This window comes from Arthrobacter sp. TMN-50 (assembly GCF_054511125.1).
On the sequence record NZ_JBTNDG010000001.1, the window covers coordinates 181,056 to 202,232 of the forward strand.

Genomic DNA, 21,177 nt, shown 5'->3' on the forward strand with positions numbered 1-21,177 from the left:
CCGCTATCCGCTCTTCTCGGAGTTGTCTTCGAAGGTCTTCTCCCAGGCTTCGAAGGACGTGATCTCCTCGGCAGCCGCCTTGTACCTGGCGCTCAGTTGCGGCCACTTCCGAAGGATTTCGGCGTTGAGTCGGCCCGCTTCAGCGAGCATTGCACGCAGCTTCTTGGGATCACGCTGGTACCAGGAGGCCCCACTGCCCTCGGCGTTGGACACCACTGCACTGTCGTACTGGGACATCCGCCACCACTTGTTGTCCTGGTGGGCCACAAAAGCCTGTGGTCGTTCCCTGCTTGAATCCCGCACCGGCTTGCTGAGCTGACGGACCAGGGTCTTCGCAGCCCAAGGCACCAGCGTGGCGTAGGACGGCGCACGGAAACCCTGGCCCTGTCGCGGCGGTTTGTCCATCCGTGCGCCTGGGAAAGCATCGGGGTCGGTCTTGAATTGGGAATCGGGAAAGTCCTTGACCATTCCCCGGATGTCAGTGAGCTTCGTCGGAAGGACCTCGTGCAACTGCTCTGGACCTTTGAGGATGTCCTGAAGCGCCATGATCCTGCCCCGCGCCGTGAAGTACTGCATGGAGATCAGGTGCTTGATGTCCATGTAGCCGGATTCGCGCACCACGCGCCCACCATGCTCATAGGGACTATGGATCAGCGCCGCGATCATTCGGTTGCGGGTATGGAAGTAGGCCTGCCAACCCACGAGGTCGTCCTTGTCGATCCACGACACATGCCATACCGCTGAACCCGGCATCGACACCGTCGGGTAGCCGGCAGCCTTGGCACGCAGGCCGTATTCGGCGTCGTCCCACTTGATGAAGACGGGCAAGGACAGACCGATGTCCCGGATGACTGCCGTCGGAATCAAACACATCCACCAGCCGTTGTAGTCGACGTCGACCCGGCGGTGCAGCCAGGGGGTGTGGCGAAGGTTGGACCTGACGAAGTCGTGGCCCAGGACCTGGCCGGCTACCGGCTGGTCCGGCTGGAACCGCCACGGGTTCACCGTCTCGCCAAAGGTGTGCAGGACCGTCCGGTTGTAAAGGTCAAACATGTGGCCGCCGACGATCGTCGGAGTCTTGCAATGATCGGCGAACGTCAGGAGCCGGGCGATACTCTCCGGCTCGATGACGACGTCGTCGTCCAGGAGCAACGCGTAATCGCTGCCGTTCTCAACCGCCTCATACATACCGCGGGCAAACCCGCCGGAGCCGCCCAGATTGGCCTGGTTGATGATTCTCAGCTTGCCGTGAAGCGCTGCCTCCACCTCGGCGAAACCTGGCTGCTCGGCAACCTTCTGCGTGCCCTGATCCACCACCAGAATTTCCTTGAGGGGTGCAAGCGATTCGGGGTGGTTAGCGAGGATCGATAGGTTGTTCAGGCAGAAGTCGGGTTTGTTCAGGGTGGTGATCTCGAGCGTGATCGACCCTTGGCTCTGGACGGAGTGGGGTGCCTGCCACTCGGCCTCGTCCAGGATCAGGCGGCCGGAGCCTGCTACCAGATCAAACCAGTACCAGCCACCGTCGCCGAAGGGCGCCAGCGACAGGTCGAAGGTGGTCACAGCCGATTCGGTGACCCGCTTGGTCTCGACGAGCTGGAGTGAACCTCGTGCGTTCGATTTGTACACGCTGATGCCGCCGTCACCGGTGGTCGCGACGCTGAGCCTGACGGACTGGACGGTGGTCCAGCGCCGCCAATAGCTGGCGGGAAAAGCATTGAAATAGGTGCCGAAGGAGACTCGCTCACCGGACCGCACCAGGGTCGAGCGCCGGGACTTGAAGTCCTCCGCGTGAATCTCCTTGGCGTCGCCGCCGCGCGACGAGCCGCCGCCCTCGGCAGAAACACTGCCATCCATGGTGTTGAGCTGCACGCTGAGCGCGCTTCCCGTGTCCAGGTAAAGCGGGGCGGTGTCCAGGTCACTCTGGTTGGGCAGGACGACGCGCTGCAGGGTTTGCCAGGTCGTCTCGGTGGCGTGGTCTGTGGGTGTGGTGGCGGGGTAACTCATGCGTCCACTCCTCCGCTTTCGAGCTTGGCGCCGGCAGTGAAGTGCGGCTTGAGTTTGTTGTCATACATCGACAGGGCTGAGCCGATGGCCATGTGCATGTCGAGGTACTTGTAGGTACCGAGCCGGCCGCCGAAAAGGACCGATTTCTCGCCCTTCGCGAGATCACGGTAGGCGCTCAGTTTGGACCGGTCCTCGCTGGTGTTGACCGGGTAGTACGGTTCGTCGTTCTTCTCGGCGAACCGGGAGAACTCCCGCATAATCACGGTGGCGTCCTTGGTGTAATCCCGTTCGGGGTGGAAGTGGCGGAACTCGTGGATCCGCGTATAGGACGTATCCTCGTCGGGATAATTCATGACCGAACAGCCCTGGAAGTCCTCAACGGGGAGAACTTCCTCCTCCAGGTCGATGGTCCGCCAGGACAGATCTCCCTCAGCGTAGTCGAAGTACCTGTCGACCGGTCCGGTGTACACCACGGGGACCTGCCCAAGGGTGGCGGCGCGGGAGAACTGGTGGTTGTCGTCGAAAAAGTCGGTGTTCAGGTGCACGCTGATGTTGGGATGGTCGGCCATCCGTTCAATCCAGGCGGTGTATCCGTCCACCGGCAGACCCTCATACTTGTCGTTGAAGTAGCGGTTATCGTAGGTATAGCGGACGGGGAGTCGGGAAATGATCTCCGCAGGCAGGTCCCGGGGATCGGTCTGCCACTGTTTGCCTGTGTAGTGTTTGATGAAGGCCTCGTAAAGGGGCCGACCGATCAGCTGGATCCCCTTGTCGTTGAGGTTCTGCGGGTCGGTTCCCGCCAGTTCCCCGGCCTGCTCCTGGATCAGGGCGCGCGCTTCGGCCGGGCCGTAGGAGGACCTGAAGAACTGATTGATCGTGCCCAGGTTGATGGGCATCGGGTAAACCTCGCCCTGATGGCTCGAGTACACCTTGTGGACGTAGTTGGTGAACTCGGTAAACCGGCTCACATAATCCCAGACCCGCTCATTGGAGGTGTGGAACAGGTGTGCACCGTAGCGGTGTACCTCGATACCCGTCTGCGATTCTTTCTCGCTGTAGGCATTCCCGCCAATGTGGTGCCGCCGGTCGAGGACTGCCACCTTCAGGCCGAGCTCGGTGGCCGCCCGTTCAGCAATGGTCAGACCGAAAAAGCCCGACCCTACGACAACGAGGTCAACGTTCACAAACACTCCTGAATTGTTGGGTGCAGCGCCGGTTACTGAGCGCTCTGCCTGCACAAGATTACCGGAGAATCGCGGGGTGGCTTGTATTTGGGCTCCGTAGGCAACAGCTAAAGTGGAACCCATGCGTATCCTTAGCGTCGTTGGCGCACGCCCGCAGTTCGTGAAGCTCGCCCCCATCGCCGCGGCCATGAAAGGCCGTGCAGAACACCTGATTGTCCACACCGGCCAGCATTACGATTCACTGATGTCGGACGTCTTTTTCCAGGACCTCGCCATCCCCGCCCCGGACTACAACCTCGGCGTGGGATCAGGTAAGCACGGGCAGCAGACCGGAACCATGCTGGCCGGGCTGGAAGACATCTTCGAGAAGGAACGTCCAGACATGGTGCTGGTCTATGGAGATACGAACTCGACCCTGGCTGCCGCTCTCGCCGCCGTGAAGCTGCACATCCCAGTCGCTCACCTGGAGGCTGGTCTTCGCTCCTTCAACCGTCGGATGCCCGAAGAACATAACCGGGTTTTGACCGACCACGCCTCCGATCTGCTGCTGGCACCAACCGACGTAGCGATGGACCATCTGGCCTCCGAGGGCCTGGCCGACAAGAGTGTACTCGTGGGGGACGTGATGACCGATGTGCTGTTCAAGACCCGGGATTCGCTGCTGGCGCGGGCTGAACCACTTCCAGCGGGGCTTCTCACCTCGGGGTATTACGTCAGCACCATCCACCGTCCGGACAACACCGACGATCTGGGCCGGTTGCAGCAAATCATCACCTCGCTGTCTCAGCTGGACAAACCAGTACTCCTTCTTGCCCATCCCCGCCTCGTGGACTTGGCCGCGAGCCACGGCATTGAACTGGAAACCGGGGCCATCCGGGTCGGTCAGCCGCTCGCCTATCCCGGGCTAATCAATGCCGTGATGAACAGTGCGGGCGTGATCACCGACTCGGGGGGGCTCCAGAAGGAGGCCTTCCTGCTTCGCGTGCCCTGCACAACGATCCGCCCCGAGACAGAATGGGTGGAAACGGTCGAGCTTGGTTGGAACGTTCTAGTCTCGAACAATCTAAGCGTCCTGGGCGAAACCGTTCAGCGTAGTTACCCAACCCCTACATCAGCGACTCCCTACGGTGAAGGGTCCGCGGCAGTCAACGTTGTGCAGGCACTCGTCAGTTAGCTGTGCGCAGTACCTCAATCGCGGCGCGTTGCCCAGTGCGACGCAGCGACGCGTTGCCTTCCACCCAGTCCGAGCGAAGCTCCCGACCGGTATCGCTGTCCTGGAGCAGACGGGCCATTTTCTCGGCAACTGCTTCCGCCGTGAACTCCGAGGCGAGGCCTAAACCGTTGTCGGTAACCATGTCTGCGCAGTCACCACTCCCGGCATAGATTACTGGCGTTCCGCACGCCGCTGCCGCGTAGATTTTGGTAGGTTTGGCGAAGTCGTAACCCTGATTGGGCACAATACTGACCGCCGCCGCGGTGGCACCGCGAATCCACCGTGCGGCTTCGGCCGGCTGGACAACGCCGCCAAACTCAACCCGCCCGGGCGCAAGCTCAGCCGCGAGCCGTCGTAACGCATCCTCGGCCGAGCCCTGACCGAAGAAGTGCAGCTTGATATCTGGAGACTTTGCGGCAACCAGGGCCACTGCTTCAATGAAGATCCCTGCCCCCTGCCACTCCGACATGGTCCCCGTGTAAACGAAGTACGGATAGTCGACGGCGGCGACCTCACCATCGCGCGAAAACACTGTGGTATCCACGCCATTGTTGACGACCGTGAGCCGCCCCGGATCGACGCCGAATCCAGCAATCTGGTCCGCAACTCCCTGGGAGATTGCAATTACCTTGCTGGCTTTCCTCAAAGCAATGCCCTCCAGAAACCGCATGGCCCCGACAACCCCCTTTGGAGCCTGAATCGCCGTGAGTGCGTCAGTCCAAACGTCCGCGGCATAGTAGACATACGGGCGACGGCGCAGCATCGAGCTGAGCGCCACAACCACTCCCGTCGTAGGAGGCGGTTCGGAAACAACGATGTCGGCCGGGGTTAGTAGGAGCCTGAAAAAGAGTGGCACGTCGAATGACATGTATTGCAGGTAGCCACGCACGTTCCCGCTGGCGTCCCGTAACACGGGCCACCGCGAAACGTCAGGGCGACTGTTACCGCCCGCAGTCCTTTTCGGCGGCTTACTCGTAAGTACCCGAACCGAAGCGCCAGCCTCGCGTAAACCCTCTACCAGCGCTTCAAGTCGGAACGCCGCTGCCCCTACTTCGGGCGGAAACAAGCGGGTGGCAACCAGAACCCTGGGCTTCACGCAGAGAGGCTTATCGTGGTGTGCGTGGAGGCCGATTCGATGATCGCTTCGGCGACGCGGAGGGTGTTGAGCCCTTCGCGCATGGTGACGATGGTATTGGAGATACCCCGGACCGCGTCCCTGAAGGCCTCATGTTCGGATCTCAAAGGCTCACGCTTAGTGAGGGCAAGGCGCGTGATATCTCCTTCGGAGACTCCTCTGAAATTGGAGACGGCTTCCCATTCAGTGGTGATCGTGCCGTTCTCGAAGAACGTCAGATCGGCGGTGAGGGTGTCAGCGACGAACGCGCCCTTCTCCCCGGTGACGACGGTGAGGCGTTCCTTCATCGGTGACAGCCAGTTCACCAGGTGGGAGGTGATGACCCCGTTCTCCAGTTGGCAGGACGCGGTGACCATGTCTTCGTGCGGCCGGCCGGACCGGGTGCTGGTCAGCGCCGAAACGGAGGCGAACGGTGACTGCGCCAGCCAGGCGGTGAGGTCGATATCGTGGGTGCCGAGGTCCTTCACGACGCCGACGTCGGCAATCCGGGAGGGGAACGGGCCCTGGCGGCGGGTGGCAATCTGGTAGACCTCGCCGAGGTCCCCGTTCTCGATCCTGGCCCGCAGGGACTGCAGAGCCGGGTTGAACCGTTCGATATGCCCCACAGCACCGACCAGGTTCGCTTCCTCGAACGCGTCAACGAGGCGCTGTCCCCCATCGATGGTGGACGCGATGGGCTTTTCGACCATGGTGTGGATGCCCGCGGCGGCCAACGCCAGACCAACCTCCTCGTGCAACCCGGTCGGGACGGCGCAGACAGCCATGTCGATGCCCTGGTCAATGAGTTCTGCGACCGAGCCACAGACCGATAAGGACCCGGCGACGCCGTGCGGGTCACCGAACGCGTCGGCTACAGCGACGAGTTCCAGGCCATCGACTTCCCGGATTACCCGGGCGTGGTGGCGGCCCATCATGCCCAGTCCGATCAAACCAACTTTCAGGTCCGCCATGCTCAGGCCCCCGCCGTGGTCAGTGCGTTGACCGCTTCCACGATCCGTTCCAGGTCTTCCTGGTCCAGCGACGGGTGCACCGGCAAGGATAATACTTCCTGCGCGGCGATTTCCGTGTTGGGAAGGTCTTCTTCGCGCCTGAAGGAAGGCAGACGGTGGTTCGGGATGGGGTAATACACTCCCGAACCGATCTGGTAGTCCTCCTTCAACGCTGAGGCGAGCTTGTCCCGGGCAGCGGCGCCGCCGTCGACCCGGACCGTGTACTGGTGGTAGACGTGCTCGGCACCCGGGGCAACCACGGGGGTGCGGACCCCGGTGAGGTTGGCGTCGAGGAAGGCTGCGTTGGACCTCCGCTGAGCGGTCCAGCCCATGACCTTGGTCAACTGGACCCGGCCGATCGCTGCGTGCAGGTTGGTCATGCGGGCATTGAACCCCACCAGCTCGTTCTCGTACTGGCGTTCCATTCCCTGGTTCCGCAGCAGACGAAGGTTACGTTCAATGGTCGAGTCGCCGGTGGACACCATGCCGCCCTCACCGGAGGTCATGTTTTTCGTCGGATACAGGGAGAACATCGCGAAGTCCCCGAACGTGCCCACCTTGCGCCCATCCAGGCCCGCACCGTGGGCCTGCGCGGCGTCCTCGAACAACCCGATCGAATGCTTATCGGCCAACGCACGGAACGCAATAATGTTCGCCGGGTGCCCGTACAGATGCACCGGCATGATGCCCTTGGTCCGCTCAGTGATCAGCGACTCCACATGCTCAATGTCCAGGCAGTAATGATCCAGTTCAATGTCAGCGAAAACCGGTGTCGCACCCGTCAGGGCCACCGAGTTCGCTGTCGCGGCGAACGTGAACGACGGCACGATCACCTCATCCCCCGGACCCACGCCCGCTGCGAGCAAACCAAGGTGCAGCCCGGACGTCCCCGAGTTCACCGCGACCGCTGCCCGCCCATCGAGCAGGACGTCGGAGAACTCCGTCTCGAAAGATGCCACCTCGGCGCCCTGCGCAAGCATCCCCGAGAGCAGCACCGCATCCACTGCCGCCCGCTCGTCGTCTCCTACAATCGGCTTCGCTGCCGGAATGAATCCTTTACTCATGCCTCTACCCCTACTGGTTTCAATGTCGAATCCGCTTCTTCATACTTTTCACCGGTGGCCGGGCACACCCAAGTGCCCGCCTCGTTGCGCAGTGGGTGACCGGCCTTACCGACCCACCCGACGCGCTTGGCTGGGACCCCCACCATCAGGGCATACGCCGGGACATCCTTGGTGACGACGGCGCCCGCCGCCACGGTGGCCCACTCGCCAATGGTCACCGGGGCCACACAGACCGCGCGGGCACCGATGGACGCGCCGTCGCCGATCGTGACGCCAACCGGGATCCAGTCGTGCGCACTTTTGAGCTCACCATCCGGTGACACCGACCGCGGGTACGTGTCATTGGTCAGCACCACCGCCGGGCCAATGAACACTCCGCGGCCCAACGACGCTGGCTCATAAACCAGTGCGTAATTCTGGATCTTCGAATTCGCGCCAATCTGGACACCGGTCCCGATATACGCTCCCCGGCCCACGATGCAGTTCTCGCCCAAGACGGCGTCCTCGCGCACCTGCGCCAGGTGCCACACCTTGGTCCCCTCGCCCAGGGTGGCCTGCGCCGATACGTCTGCGCCGTCCGCTATGAAACTCATCGGGTCCTTCTTCCGTTGTGACTTCCGTTGTGAACCGCGTTTCGCAAAAGATCAGGCCTTGCCGATGACCCGGTACAGAACACCTTCCCAGTGTTCCGCCGAGCTCACCCGACGCCCGTCAATGAACGCCTTCAATCCGGGAAGGTCGGCAGGACCCAGGGACGCATACGAGGCGTGGTTGGCCTGCACCACGGCAGCATCGATCGGCTCGCCCAGGTGGTAGGCCTCGAAGCCCAGACGCTGCAACTCCTCATCCGTGTACAGCGGGTCATGGACCAGTGCGGTGGCACCGCGGGCCTTCAACGCGTGAACAGTGGCGAACACCCCGGAAAACGCGGTCTCCTTCACTTCACCGCGGTAGGCGGCCCCGAGCACCACCACCCGTGCACCCTCAAGATTGCCGTACGCGCCCTCCAGGAGCCCGATAGTGTAATCGGGCATGCTGGCGTTCGCCTCGCGCGCGGCGCGGACCACTGTCGCGTCAGGGTCGTTCCACAGGTACAACCGCGGGTACACCGGAATGCAATGCCCTCCCACCGCGATACCGGGCTGGTGGATGTGGCTGTACGGCTGCGAGTTCGACGCATCGATCACCTGATAAATATCGATCCCGGTCGTTGCCGCGAACCGGGCAAACTGGTTAGCCAATCCAATGTTCACGTCGCGGTACGTCGTCTCCGCCAACTTGGATAGCTCCGATGCCTCAGCGGAACCCAAATCCCAGACGCCATTCCCCCGGGCCAGATCGGGACGGTCGTCAAAATCAAGGACGGCTTCGTAAAACTTGACAGCCGTCGCAGCGCCCACCGGGGACAACCCACCCACGAGCTTGGGGTACTTCCTCAAGTCCTCAAAGACCCGACCGGTCAGGACCCGCTCCGGAGAGAACACCAGGTGGAAATCCACGCCCTCAACCAGACCGGAGCCCGCCTCGAGCATCGGCTTCCACCGCGTCCGGGTAGTACCCACCGGAAGCGTCGTCTCGAACGACACCAACGTGCCGGGCGTCAGATGTTTCGCCAGTTCAGTTGTGGCAGCATCCATCCAGCCAAAATCAGGCTTCGCATCCTCGTCGACGAACAACGGGACCACAAGCACCACGGCATCGGCGCCAGGCACCGCCTCGGCGTAATCGGTGGTAGCCCGCAGCTTCCCTGACGGGATCAGTTCCGAAAGCTTCTCCTGCAAATGGGCCTCACCGGGGAACGGCTCAACCCCCTGGTTCACCCGCTCAACCACCTGCGCGTTGACGTCGACGCCGACCACCTCGTGACCCTTGGACGCGAACTGCACGGCGAGCGGAAGCCCGATTTTCCCCAGGGCAATAACAGCAATCTTCACGAAACAATGACCTTCTCTAGTGGCAGGTAATGAACATGTCCAGCCGGACCCAGTAGTCAAGCCTATAGGCACTCGGGGGAAAACGCCTGATCTGGGATTGTCCACATTCTCCTTCCCGACGACGAGCCACAACCCGGCGGGCCGATAGCCTCGGTTGCACTGAAAATAAACCTGTCGGCAAAGGACGACCGCATGCTGCTCCATCTGACCCTCGTCCGGAGCCCGGGCGGCCCGGTAAGCCTTAAAGGCTCGGCAGTAGAGCTGGTGGTTGATGCCTCGATAGTGGGTTCGCCTCCGGCGCTGCAGGACGCTCTGCGCCGTGACTACGGCGCCGGGCTGTACACGGTTGCCGGCGCACCGCTGGACTCGCTCACGTTCGGCGTGGCGCCGCTGGTGAATGGTTCGGTGGTTGTCGCGGGCGGGACCGGGCCCTCAGCGCGGAAAAGGGCCGCGAGTCGATTCTCGGGTCTGACCTTGGTCGTCTGTTCAGGACCTGACGCGGGACAGTTGGTTGCCTTGCGGCATGGCACCTATTCTCTCGGCCGGTCGGGCACCGACATTGTGCTCGATGATCCCGAAGTCTCCAAGGTCCATGCCTATCTCACCGTTGAAACGAACAGTGTCACCATTCGCGACAATACCTCGGTCAACGGAACCTGGGTCGATGGCTCGAGGATCAACATGGCCCGGATCTCTTTCCTGTCCACTATCCGGGTCGGCGGAAGCCGTTGCCGCCTTGCCCTCCTGGAACGGCCTTCCCCTGCTGCACCGGTCCCTCACCTGGCCGACCCCCTCGAGGTGGTCCGGGCAGCCACCACGCTGTCCACTCCGCCGATGCTGGCCGCGGCGCTGTTTCCGCTGGCCGTGGGTGTTGGGCTTGCCCTTTCCACAGGGATGTGGGGCTACCTGGGGTTCAGCCTGCTCTCGGTAGTGATGGGCCTGGCTCCCCTCGCCGCAAGGCGGCGCAACCGCCGCGTCTTCGCCGCTGCAGTTGCCGACAGATCGGAGGAGGATCGCCGCCGGAGGGTGCGAGCGGTTCACGACGCCGGATCGCTGGCTCTGGCCGCCTTTGCGCCGCCGATCCTCGACCCCACCGACCGGCCGGAGGAAGCAGGTGCCCCCAGCTACCTGCGGCTGGGAGAAGGATCCCAATCCGCCCATCTTGTGGTCAAACCACCGGATCCTTCCTGGACCCGCCCGCTCCTGCGCGCTGTTCCGGTGATTATTGAGCTCCGTTCTCCTGGCAGTTCATCCCAGCCGCCCGAGATCTGCGTCTCGGGGGCGGGGGCCGAGGTGCTTGGTCTCGCCCGCTCGTTACTACTCCACCTGAGCAGGTTGCCGGGTGGCGCCGTCTGTGTCGGGTCGCCCGGCGAGGTGCCGGCCGAGGCCCGCTTCCTGCCCGGTGTCATTCTGGCTAGTACGGTGGCTGCGCTGTCCGGAACTCACCCCACCCACCCACTATCAATCCTGCTCTTCGGGTCGGTTGCCGTCTTAGACCTGCCGCTGACGGAGTCGGCGGGCATCTTCCGTTTCGGGTGCCGCCCCGGGGTTGATCTCCCTCCGGGGCCGGGAGGGGTGCGGCTGATGGTTCATCTCCACGGCGGCATGGCCGAGCTTCGGGGAACCGGAGAGCCAATCAGCTTCCAACCGGACCTGGTAAGCAGCCAATCGTTCGGTCGGATTGCCCGCGCCCTGGGGGTGCGATCAGCTCGTTCGGCGGGCGGTACAGAGTCCGGGAAAAATGCCGACTCCTCTCACCTGGTGGGCCGCATCAACCTGGCCCAGTTGGTGCCCTCAACCCCCGAACTCGTGCTGCAGGCGTGGGCCCGTCCGCAGTCGGGCCTCCGCGCACCGATCGGTCGGGGCCTGAACGACACACTGCTGTTCGACCTGGTCTCCGACGGTCCTCACCTGGTCATTGCTGGCACCACGGGTTCGGGCAAGTCGGAACTTCTCCGGACCCTCATCCTGTCCATTGCCGTCCACCACAGTCCCAACGAAGTGAATTTCCTCTACATTGATTTCAAGGGTGGATCCGCTCTGCGGCCCCTCACCGGTCTGCCGCATTCGGTAGGTCTTCTGACCGACCTCTCCGCAGCCGCGGTTGCCCGGGCACTCGTGTCTCTTCTCGCTGAAGTCCGACGGCGGGAGCGCCTTTTTGCCAAACATCTGATCACCGATATCTCCGAGTGGCGGTCACAACAGAGGCAGGTACTACCGCGCCTCGTTGTGGTCATCGACGAGTTTCGCATGTTGATGACGGATGTTCCCGATGCCGCGGGGGATCTGATCCGTATTGCGACGCTGGGACGCTCGCTCGGCATCCATCTCGTTATGGCTACCCAGCGTCCGCAGGGAGCTCTCGGCCCTGACATCCGGGCCAATGTGACGGCCAGCATCGCCTTGCGGGTTGGATCGGCACTCGAGTCGCACGACATCATCGGATCGGCGGTGGCTGCTGCCATCCCCGTTGATGCACCCGGGCGTGCTTTCCTGAGGTTGGGCGCCGGGCCCATCGCCGAGTTTCAGGTTGCCTCCCCGGGCCCCGAGGGGAAGGACGTAGCGGTGGGCGTGGGCGTCGTCGACCTGGCTGGTTACCTGAGCCGACAGCTGGGATCCGCCGGTCGCGCGGCGGGCGCTGGCCGACCCGCGGACGAGACCGGAATGGTTGAACAATTGGCAGCTGCGGCGGCCGCTGCCGCGCGTAGGCAAGTCAGCGAGCCTCTGCATTACCCGGTCCTCCCTCCGCTCCCCGCGACGCTATCTCCATCCCCGCGAGCTGCCCGTCCTCAGGGGACGGTCCAGGTGGGACTCCTCGACTTCCCGGAGGAGCAGTCCCAGCGTCCGCTCTCGTGGTGCCCTGAGGCCCATTCGCACCTTGCCCTCATCGGTTATCCTGCGGGTGGCACTGCTGACGCCCTGGTGTATCTTGTCGATCAGTTGGTGCGGCGGCTGCCTGACCAACACCTTTACCTGCTCGACGGCGACGGCAGCCTCGGCTGGGCCGCGCCCGCACCACAGGTGGGTGCCTATGTCGGGGCGCACGAGCTCAGACGGGCGGCCCGCGTGCTCAGACGCCTGGCCGAGCACGTCGCTGTCCGGCTCTCGGGCAATCCGGACCGGGGAGAGGGGAACCACGCAGACCCGGCGGTGACTGTTGTGATCTCAGGGTGGGGGCGCTGGGTGGGCTCCCTCCGAGCCAGCCGTTGGGCGTGGGCCGAAGGAATAGTGCAGGAGCTGGCACGGGATGGCCCTACAGCCGGAGCCACGCTCCTGATTTCTGGTGCACGCGAGTTGACGGCTGGCCAGGTATTTCCCCTCCTGCCCAACCGCTTGTACTTTCCCCTGGGGGTAGGTCACGAGTTGCTTCTGACGTGGCCGAAGCTTCCCTCGCTGGACGCGCTCCCGGGGCGTTGCCTGGCCTTCGGCCCGATCGGCAGCGCGGGGGGTGCGGTGGGACAGGTGGTACTGGGGCGCGACGGGGCATCCGACCGGGCCCACGTCACGTTTCCAGCCCAATCACCGTTCAGGGTCATGCCGCTGCCTGCGGTGGTCAACGGCTCGGACGTCGCTGGTGCTGCGACGCGCGGCCCACCGCTGCGGGTGCCAATCGGGGTTGGCGGGGATGAGCTGAACGTTGTGTTTCTCGAGTTGGCAACGCGCTCGGTTTTCCTGGCACTTGGTGGTCCGGGCTCGGGTCGCACCACCTTGATCGAGCGGATAGCGGTGGCTGTCCCCGACGGTGCGGTCTGTCTACGCCCAGGCCCGGAGACCAACCCAGACGCCTACTGGAAGGATCTAGCAAGCTCTGGTTCCGCTGAACTAGTAGCCAACTCCGTGCTGCTGGTTGACGACGCCGACCAGCTCTCCATGGAGACCCAGCATCATCTGAGCGCATTGTTCGCCGCTGGTCACCGTCTTGTCCTTACCGCGTTGGCTGACGCATCGATGCAGACGAGGGTCCCATTGGCGGCTCATGCCCGGTCGGCACGGACGGGAATGATCCTCTCCCCGCATCAGCCCTCCGACGGCGATTTTTTCGGCGTGAGGCTGGACTGCGACGCCCGGCCCCACCCTGGTCGCGGGTTCCTGATTGGAGTTCGCGAGCCACTCGAACTGCAGGTTGCCTCCGGGGTCTGACCAAGGGCTTCGGTGCCCAATTACAGAACGGTGGCGCTGTCAGCGGTGCGTGAGACGTGGGCAAGAACCGGCTTCGTGAAGAGGAGCAGCACCACTGCCGCAGCGGGCAGCAGCAGGGCAAGACCCACAGCGATGATTCCTGCGGACAGCGTGGGCACGGCGATCGCGATCATGAACAGTTGGAAAACCAGCGCCGCCGACCGGGTCCAGCGGTACCCGGCAAAGAACTGGTAGCCGACCACGAGCAGCCAGAGCGCCAACACCACCAGGAACACCATAGTGAAAATGGCCCCGCCCAGCGAGGTGGGGGTGCTGTTCAGCAGGCCGTAGAGATACCACCCTGCTGCGGCGAGCAGGCCCACAGCTTCCAGCAGAATAATGGCCACGATGACAGTGGCGCCGGCCGGGCGTGGACCCCCGCGCGCGGGGCGTGGTGCCCGGTGGCTCATTGCGGTGTTCACTTAGCTCGGCACCCACTTGGTTTGGTTTGGTTCGTCGGCAGAGCGTCTTCCCGTCCCTCTTTCCGAAACCCGGATATCCCTAGCTTAGTCAGGTCGGCCCATCTGCCGTCCTGCTCGTGGGGGTCTTGACACATTGCGGGGCACCCGACATAGTCAAATAACAGCTGTGCAGCACGGATCATGCTCCAGCCGACAACTCCTGTGATGTATAACTCACAACATCGCACGATCTACAGCTTGTTACCTCTTGTTTGCTTGCATTTAACGTGTCAGCCTTGAGGTAGAAGAAATCGGGGGCCGTACCGGCCCCTTTACTATGTGGCCGTTCGTGAATATTTTCACAATCACGGACAGCCGAAGGAGAAAGTGATCTTACATGGATTGGCGTAGCCGCGCTGCATGCCTGGACAAGGACCCGGAGCTGTTTTTCCCGGTCGGAAATACCGGGCCGGCCCTTCTTCAGATCGAGGAAGCCAAAAGCGTCTGCCGTCGCTGCCAGGTGGTTGACACCTGCCTTCAGTGGGCTATCGAATCGGGTCAGGATGCCGGTGTTTGGGGAGGGCTGAGCGAAGATGAACGCCGCGCACTCAAGCGCCGCGCCGCCCGTGCGCGTCGCGCTTCGTAGTCAAGTGCTCCGACACCGGTCCTGACCAGACTGACGCAGTAAATCGGCGGATCGCTGCCCTTGGCGGCGATCCGCTGTCATGAGCGGTTGTCGTGCAGTCCCAGCTCGATGGTCACTGCGGTGCCCCCACCATCGCGCGGCGCCCACTCGATGGTGCCGTCCAGCTCACTGGTGACCAGGGTCCTGACGATCTGGAGTCCCAGACCTTCCTTGTGGTTCCCGACGGGTAGCCCTACGCCGTCGTCGGCTACCGTCACGTTGAGAATCTCGTCACCGTTGTCGCCCATCCGCCGATTGGCGAGGAGCCACACGGTCCCAGTTCGTTCCGATAACCCGTGCTCAACCGCGTTGGTCACCAGCTCATTGATGACCAGGGCCAATGGTGTAGCGAAGTCGCTGGGCAGTTCGCCGAAGGATCCCGCGCGTTCGGTGCGCACCACATGCGCCGGAGACGCCACTTCGGCCGACAATCGGAACTGCCGGGCGATTAGGTCATCAAAATTGACGCTCTGAGACAGGCCCTGCGACAGGGTTTCGTGTACCAGGGCTATCGTCCCGACCCGTCGCATGGCCTGCTCCAGACCCAGCTTGGCTTCGTCGCTCACCATACGGCGCGACTGCATCCGCAGCAGCGCAGCAACTGTCTGCAGGTTGTTCTTCACCCGGTGGTGGATTTCGCGGATGGTGGCGTCCTTGGACACCAACTCCATCTCCCTGCGGCGCAACTCGGAGACGTCACGACACAGCACCAGCGCACCGAATCGGTCCTTTTCATCGCGCAGCGGGATGGCCCGGAGGGAAAGACTGACACCCCGGGATTCGATTTCCGTCCGCCAAGGCATCCTGCCGGTGACCACCAGCGGGAGAGTCTCGTCGACCATCCGCCGATCTGTGAGCAACGAGGTGACCACCTCAGCGAGCGACCTTCCCTCAAGTGTCTCGACGTCGCCAAGCCGCCTGAACGCAGACACTCCGTTGGGGCTTGCGTACTGGATGACGCCTTCAACATCCAGCCGAATCAACCCGTCGCCAACCCGGGGAGCGCCGCGGCGGGAGCCAGTCGGGGTAGCGAAGTCAGGCCATAGCCCCAGCGTGCCCATCCGGAGCAGATCGTGCGCACACTGGCGATAGGTCAGTTCCAGCCGCGAGGGCATCCGCGAGCTGGAGAGGTCCATGTGGGACGTAACAACAGCAAGGGTCCGCCCGTTGCGAACCATGGGAACGGCTTCCACCCGCATGGCCATTTCGGTGGTCCAGTTCGTGTCCCCTGAGCGCTCCATCTTCTGGCTCCCCCACGCCCTATCGACGAGCGGGAGCAGATCGGCCCTGATCCCCTCTCCGACAAAGTCGGTATGGAAGACGGTGTGGGAGGTGGACGGACGGGCGTGCGCCAAGGCCACGTAGCCGCCGTCGTCGAGCGGGAACCAGAGCGCCAGGTCGGCAAACGCGAGGTCGGCGACCATTTGCCAGTCCCCCACCAGGAGATGCAGCCACTCTGCGTCACCCGGTCTGAAATGGGCGTACTCGCGGATCGGATCGGTGAATATTGCCACGGGCTTCCTGTCCTACCGTCGCACGATTGAACGAAGCAGCCGGAGCGCAACTGACAGAGACGCCATATCGTCGCGTTCCAGCCGGTTAATCTCGCCGAACATCTGACGGGCGCGCTCAAGCATTTCGGCGTTCTGCAGCTCCCAGGTGTGCAGCCGCTCCCCTGCCTCGGCATCCTCCATGGTGGATGAGGCTTTCATGACCGAAACAGTCATGTCGGCTATTGCCGAATACAGGTCATCCCTCAGCGCCGCCCGCGCGAGGGCCTCCCATCTATCCCTGCGTGGGAGGGTGGTGATCCGCTCCAGCAGGTTGTCCACCGCAAACCGGTCATAGACGGCGTAGTAGACCTCAGCGATACGCTCGACGGGTTCGGCGATCTGTTGGGTGATCAACGCGATGTCCAGCAACCCGAAGGACTCGAACTGCTCCGCCCAGTGGCGGGCAATGTCGTCCGGAAGACCCCATTCCTCGGCGCGTGCGAACCATTCCTGGACGCGTTCCCTGTCACGGCCGCGCACGTAATCCACCAGGTGGGTGCGCAGCGGATCCATCAACGGTTTGAACGTCGCGACGTCCTCCGCCACCGAGGTTCCCTGGCCGACGTTGTTGACGAACCAGCGGACGGCCCGGTCCAGGAGCCGGCGCATGTCGAGGTGAACCGCCGACCACCGGTCGGTGGGGAAGCTCGCTGGGAGCTCGCCCAACGCCGCCACCAGTTCATCGAGGTCGTAGATTTCCCGTAGCGCGACAAAGGCCCGGGCAATCATTGGCCCCGAGACCGACGTTTCCTCCATCACCCGGAAGGCGAAGGTGATACCACCCATGTTGATCATGTCGTTGGCGATCACCGTCGAAATAATTTCCCGGCGCAGCGGGTGAGTGTCGAGCTGAGCGTCGAAGCGCTCGGCCAGCTGCCGTGGAAAGTATTCCCTGAGTGTCCCGCCAAACCACGGGTCGTCGGTAAGGTCGCTGCTGGTCAGGGCCTTGGTCAGTTCGATTTTAACGTAAGCGGCCAGGACCGACAGTTCAGGCGATGTCAGTCCCTGCCCGGACTCGACCCGGGCACGCAACTCCTCGGTGGTAGGCAGCGCTTCGAGCTCCCGGTTCAAATCGTCTTTGGTCTCGAGCCAGTCCATCAGCCGTTCGAAGCTTGGACTCCATTCGAGCACTCGCTGGCGATCGTTGAGGAGCAGGACGTTCTGGTCGACGTTGTCCTTCAGTACCAGCCGTCCAACCTCATCAGTCATCGAGTGGAGGAACTCGGCACGTTCCTCGGCCGGCAGTGCTCCGGTTTTCACCATTCGGTCAACGAAAATCTTGATGTTGACCTCATGGTCCGAGCAGTCGACGCCCGCCGAGTTGTCGATCGCATCGGTATTGAGGATAACGCCGCCCAGGGCTGCCTCGATGCGGCCCAGCTGGGTCATCCCGAGGTTCCCGCCCTCGCCGACCACCTTGGCTCGCAGCTGGTCACCATTGACCCGGATGGAGTCGTTGGCCTTGTCCCCCACCTCCGCATGGGTCTCAGAGGATGCCTTGATGTAGGTGCCGATGCCGCCGTTGTACAGCAAGTCCACCGGCGCGGACAGGATGGCGCGGAGCAGTTCGGGCGGGCTCAGAGTGGTGACCCCCGCGTTGAGGCCGAGGGCTACGCGAACCTGCGCCGAGATGGGGACAGTCTTTGCCTGCCGTGGGTAAATCCCCCCACCCGCGCTGATCAGGGAAGCGTCGTAGTCTTCCCAGCTCGATCGAGGCAGGTCGAACAACCGGCGCCGCTCGGCGTAGGATGGTGCCGCCTCAGGGGTCGGATCAAGGAAGATGTGCCGGTGGTCGAATGCTGCGACGAGACGGATGTGTTCGGACAACAACATGCCGTTACCGAAGACGTCGCCGCTCATATCGCCCACGCCCACCACAGTGAAGTCCTCGGATTGAGTGTCGACGCCGAACTCGCTGAAGTGCCGTTTCACCGACTCCCAGGCACCACGCGCGGTTATGCCCATCGCTTTATGGTCGTAGCCAACCGAACCGCCGGAGGCGAATGCATCCCCCAACCAGAAGCCGTACTCGGCTGACAGTTCGTTGGCAATATCGGAGAACGCTGCAGTGCCCTTGTCAGCGGCCACCACCAGGTAGCTGTCGTCGCCGTCGTGGCGCACCACGCGCGGCGGCGGGACGACCATCTCGCCGACGTCGTCGGTCACCAGGTTGTCGGTGATGTCGAGGAGCGCCCTGATGAACGTGCGGTAGCTCGCTTGACCCTCGGCCAGCCAGGCAGCACGATCCACCACAGGGTTGGGGAGTTGCTTGGCGAAGAATCCGCCCTTGGCACCCGTCGGAACGATGACAGCGTTCTTGACCGTCTGCGCCTTAACGAGACCGAGCACCTCGGTCCGGAAGTCCTCCCGGCGATCCGACCAGCGGAGCCCGCCACGGGCGACCTTGCCGAAGCGCAGGTGGACGCCCTCAACCTGTGGCGAGTACACCCAGATTTCGAACTTCGGTCGCGGGTAGGGAGCTCCGTCGATGGCGGACGTGTCGAACTTGAAACTCACATGACGCTTGTCCTGAAAATAGTTGGTCCTCAGCGTCGCGGCGATCAGGTTACCGAAGGTGCGTAGCACCCGGTCGGCGTCGAGAGTTGGGACTTCCTCCAGCCCGGTCTCCAGGGCCTGGCGTGCACCAGCCGTGCGGGACGTGCGCTCCTCGTCGGTGAGGTCCGGGTCGAACCGGGCCTCGAAAAGCGTTACCAGGGCTCGGGCCACCGCGGCGTTCGCCAGCAGAGTGTCGGCGACGAACCCGTAAGAGTTGGTGTTACCCATCTGCCGCATGTACTTGGCATAGCTGCGCAGGATAACTACCTGGCGCCACCGCAGATTCTCGCGGAGCACCAACCGGTCGAAGGGATCCGACTCGGAGGACCCGGCGACGGCGGCCGCGAACGATTCCTCGAGCAGGCGTCCAGTACTCACCGGGTCGATACCGGCCGGGTACTTCAGACCCAGGTCGTAGAGGAAAAACTCCTTGCCATCGGACCGCTCGATCTCGAAGGGCCGTTCATCAAGCACCTCCAGGCCCAAGTTATGTAGGAAAGGAAGGATTTGGCTGAGGCTCTTTGGCTCGGTCAGGTACAGCTTCAACCGGGCGTCTTCTTCGAGCTGCTCGCCGGCGCCCTCTGGGACGTAAACGTGCATGACGGGAGCGGCCGGGGAATTCTTTTCGCAGCGTTCGAACCGCTCGATATCCTTGAGCGCGTCCTCGACCTCATAGTCGACCCGGTAGCTGGCGGGGAAGGCTTCAGCCCACAGGCCTGACACGGCTTCGGCGGTCCGCCGGTCGAACCGGCCGCGCACCACCTCATCGATTCCTTCGGACCACGATCGGGCAGCACCGACGAGGCGCTGTTCAAGCTCGGCGGGTTCCACCTGGGCCACCTCGACGCCCCGGGGGAGCCTGATGCGGAAGAACAGCCGGGCCAGGGCCGACTCGCTGATCCTCGCCTCGTAGTCAATGGACTCGGCCTGAAAGGTTTGCCGGAGTTCCTGCTCGATGCGAAGCCGCACCCCGGTGGTGTAGCGGTCACGGGGAAGGAAGACGAGTGCCGACATGAAGCGGCCGTAAATATCCGGACGCAGGAACAGCCGCGTCCGGCGTCGCTCCTGAAGTCGCAGGATGCCCAGAGCGGTGGTGATCAGGTCCTGGACCTCGATCTGGAACAGCTCATCGCGCGGGTAAGTCTCGAGAATGGACAGCAAGTCCTTGCCCGAGTGCGAGTCGGAGGGGAATCCGCACTGCAGGAGGACGGCATTGACCTTGTCACGCACAATAGGGACCCCCCGCACCGAACCGGTGTAGGCGCTGGTCGCAAACAGCCCGATGAACCGACGCTCACCGTTGACGTTTCCCCGCGCGTCGAAACGCTTCACGCCGATGTAGTCGAGGTACGCGGCACGGTGAACCGTCGATCGGGAGTTGGCCTTGGTGATGACGAGGGCGCGCTTCTCCCGTGCCTTGGCTTTACCCGCACTGGTCAGCTGCTGGACCTGGCGGCCGCCCACCGGGTGCCGCAGCAGGCCCAAACCGTTGCCGTCGACAATCCTGAGCACATCCTGGCCGTCGTCGGTCACCAGGTCGTATTCCTTGAACCCAAGGAAGGTGAAATTGCCTGCATCAAGCCAGGTGAGCAGCTCACGCGCCTGATCAAGATCGGGAATTTCGGCACCGCCCGGAACTGCGTCGAGGGACGCCGCGATCTCCCTGACTTTGCTGCGCATGGCCGGCCAGTCCTCCACTGCGGCGCGGACGTCGCTGAGGATGCTACTCAGGCCGACGATGATCTCCTGGCGGCGGGTGTCGTCGAGGATCCGCCCGACCTCGACGGCGATCCAGGATTCGATGTGGGTTGCAACGTCGCCGTCAGCAATGAGATGCGAGATGTTGGGGAGGGCTGCCGTATCACCACTCGACACCCCTGCCGTGGACGGTACCCGTCGCAATTCGCGGAGCGCAGCGCTCTCGCGGTCGCGGGTCGCGATGAAGGTGGGGTGCATGACGAGGCGAATCGCCACCTGGTGGCGCACCAGTTCGGCAGTAACCGAGTCCACCAGGAACGGCATGTCATCGGTGACGATCATGATAACGCTGGCGTCGGATTGGTCGAAGATATCGACCGCCGCCTTGCCTGCCGGACGGTTTTCGGCGACTCCGCGATGCTTCAAAGCACGCTCTTTTAGCGCGTCAGCGGTGTGTGCCCTGGCGTCCTCTTCAGCGAGATGTTCATAATAGTGACTGATGAACTCACCGGTTGAAGTGTCGGAACTTGACTGGTCCGTCGTGCTGGATCCAGACGACATGAAAACGCCTCCATAAACGAA

The 21,177-nt window shown here is 63.2% G+C and carries 13 protein-coding genes; 3 read left to right on the top strand and 10 right to left on the bottom strand.

The genetic code is table 11. From position 1 onward, the window contains the following. Positions 1-3: 3 nt before the first annotated feature. Complete coding sequence (locus ACX80A_RS00900; protein ID WP_459257792.1) at positions 4-2,004, bottom strand: glycosyltransferase; 2,001 nt, start codon at positions 2,002-2,004, stop codon at positions 4-6. Then, entirely contained in the window at positions 2,001-3,188 is a 1,188-nt protein-coding gene (glf, locus tag ACX80A_RS00905; RefSeq protein ID WP_459258339.1) for a UDP-galactopyranose mutase, read from the bottom strand. The genes ACX80A_RS00900 and glf overlap by 4 nt, the downstream gene beginning before the upstream one ends. A gap of 121 nt (positions 3,189-3,309) precedes the next feature. On the opposite strand from glf, the gene wecB reads away from it, so the two are divergent. After that, the gene (gene wecB, locus ACX80A_RS00910) at positions 3,310-4,362 is read left to right on the top strand and encodes a non-hydrolyzing UDP-N-acetylglucosamine 2-epimerase (RefSeq protein ID WP_459257793.1); all 1,053 of its coding nucleotides are present in this window, start codon (positions 3,310-3,312) and stop codon (positions 4,360-4,362) included. Here the strand turns inward: wecB and ACX80A_RS00915 are convergent. Genes ACX80A_RS00915 through ACX80A_RS00935 form a run of 5 tightly spaced genes read right to left on the bottom strand, consistent with a single transcriptional unit; the run spans position 4,355 to position 9,523 of the window. Further along, the gene (locus ACX80A_RS00915) at positions 4,355-5,497 is read right to left on the bottom strand and encodes a glycosyltransferase family 4 protein (protein WP_459257794.1); all 1,143 of its coding nucleotides are present in this window, start codon (positions 5,495-5,497) and stop codon (positions 4,355-4,357) included. The two genes, wecB and ACX80A_RS00915, sit on opposite strands and share 8 nt — an antisense overlap. Then, a complete protein-coding gene (locus ACX80A_RS00920) occupies positions 5,494-6,486 on the bottom strand; it encodes a Gfo/Idh/MocA family oxidoreductase (RefSeq protein ID WP_459257796.1) in 993 nt (330 codons plus the stop codon). The genes ACX80A_RS00915 and ACX80A_RS00920 overlap by 4 nt, the downstream gene beginning before the upstream one ends. Before the next feature lie 2 nt (positions 6,487-6,488). Beyond that, positions 6,489-7,589, bottom strand: coding sequence for a DegT/DnrJ/EryC1/StrS family aminotransferase (locus ACX80A_RS00925; protein WP_459257797.1), 1,101 nt, complete (start codon positions 7,587-7,589; stop codon positions 6,489-6,491). Beyond that, entirely contained in the window at positions 7,586-8,182 is a 597-nt protein-coding gene (locus ACX80A_RS00930; RefSeq protein ID WP_459257798.1) for an acyltransferase, read from the bottom strand. The genes ACX80A_RS00925 and ACX80A_RS00930 overlap by 4 nt, the downstream gene beginning before the upstream one ends. Positions 8,183-8,233: 51 nt before the next feature. Next, positions 8,234-9,523: a nucleotide sugar dehydrogenase gene (locus ACX80A_RS00935; protein ID WP_459257799.1), complete on the bottom strand. Its 1,290-nt coding sequence runs from the start codon at positions 9,521-9,523 to the stop codon at positions 8,234-8,236. Between the two features lie 192 nt (positions 9,524-9,715). On the opposite strand from ACX80A_RS00935, the gene ACX80A_RS00940 reads away from it, so the two are divergent. Beyond that, on the top strand, positions 9,716-13,663 hold the full coding sequence (locus ACX80A_RS00940) for an FtsK/SpoIIIE domain-containing protein (protein ID WP_459257800.1): 3,948 nt from the start codon (positions 9,716-9,718) through the stop codon (positions 13,661-13,663). Positions 13,664-13,683: 20 nt separating this feature from the next. On the opposite strand, the gene ACX80A_RS00945 is transcribed toward ACX80A_RS00940, so the two are convergent. Then, complete coding sequence (locus tag ACX80A_RS00945; RefSeq protein WP_459257801.1) at positions 13,684-14,112, bottom strand: hypothetical protein; 429 nt, start codon at positions 14,110-14,112, stop codon at positions 13,684-13,686. 388 nt (positions 14,113-14,500) lie between these two features. On the opposite strand from ACX80A_RS00945, the gene ACX80A_RS00950 reads away from it, so the two are divergent. Beyond that, complete coding sequence (locus ACX80A_RS00950; protein WP_019483052.1) at positions 14,501-14,749, top strand: WhiB family transcriptional regulator; 249 nt, start codon at positions 14,501-14,503, stop codon at positions 14,747-14,749. 77 nt (positions 14,750-14,826) lie between these two features. Here ACX80A_RS00950 and ACX80A_RS00955 read toward each other — a convergent pair whose 3' ends face one another. Beyond that, a complete protein-coding gene (locus ACX80A_RS00955; protein WP_459257802.1) occupies positions 14,827-16,302 on the bottom strand; it encodes a sensor histidine kinase in 1,476 nt (491 codons plus the stop codon). 12 nt (positions 16,303-16,314) lie between these two features. After that, a complete protein-coding gene (locus ACX80A_RS00960; protein WP_459257803.1) occupies positions 16,315-21,156 on the bottom strand; it encodes an NAD-glutamate dehydrogenase in 4,842 nt (1,613 codons plus the stop codon). Positions 21,157-21,177: the final 21 nt, after the last annotated feature.

Excerpts from the sequence above, each read along its gene's own strand:
- ACX80A_RS00945 (WP_459257801.1), bottom strand. The coding sequence starts at position 14,112 with ATGAGCCACCGGGCACCACGCCCCGCGCGCGGGGGTCCACGCCCGGCC.
- ACX80A_RS00925 (WP_459257797.1), bottom strand. The coding sequence starts at position 7,589 with ATGAGTAAAGGATTCATTCCGGCAGCGAAGCCGATTGTAGGAGACGAC.
- ACX80A_RS00930 (WP_459257798.1), bottom strand. The coding sequence starts at position 8,182 with ATGAGTTTCATAGCGGACGGCGCAGACGTATCGGCGCAGGCCACCCTG.
- ACX80A_RS00960 (WP_459257803.1), bottom strand. The coding sequence starts at position 21,156 with ATGTCGTCTGGATCCAGCACGACGGACCAGTCAAGTTCCGACACTTCA.
- ACX80A_RS00950 (WP_019483052.1), top strand. The coding sequence starts at position 14,501 with ATGGATTGGCGTAGCCGCGCTGCATGCCTGGACAAGGACCCGGAGCTG.
- wecB (WP_459257793.1), top strand. The coding sequence starts at position 3,310 with ATGCGTATCCTTAGCGTCGTTGGCGCACGCCCGCAGTTCGTGAAGCTC.
- ACX80A_RS00940 (WP_459257800.1), top strand. The coding sequence starts at position 9,716 with ATGCTGCTCCATCTGACCCTCGTCCGGAGCCCGGGCGGCCCGGTAAGC.
- ACX80A_RS00920 (WP_459257796.1), bottom strand. The coding sequence starts at position 6,486 with ATGGCGGACCTGAAAGTTGGTTTGATCGGACTGGGCATGATGGGCCGC.
- ACX80A_RS00900 (WP_459257792.1), bottom strand. The coding sequence starts at position 2,004 with ATGAGTTACCCCGCCACCACACCCACAGACCACGCCACCGAGACGACC.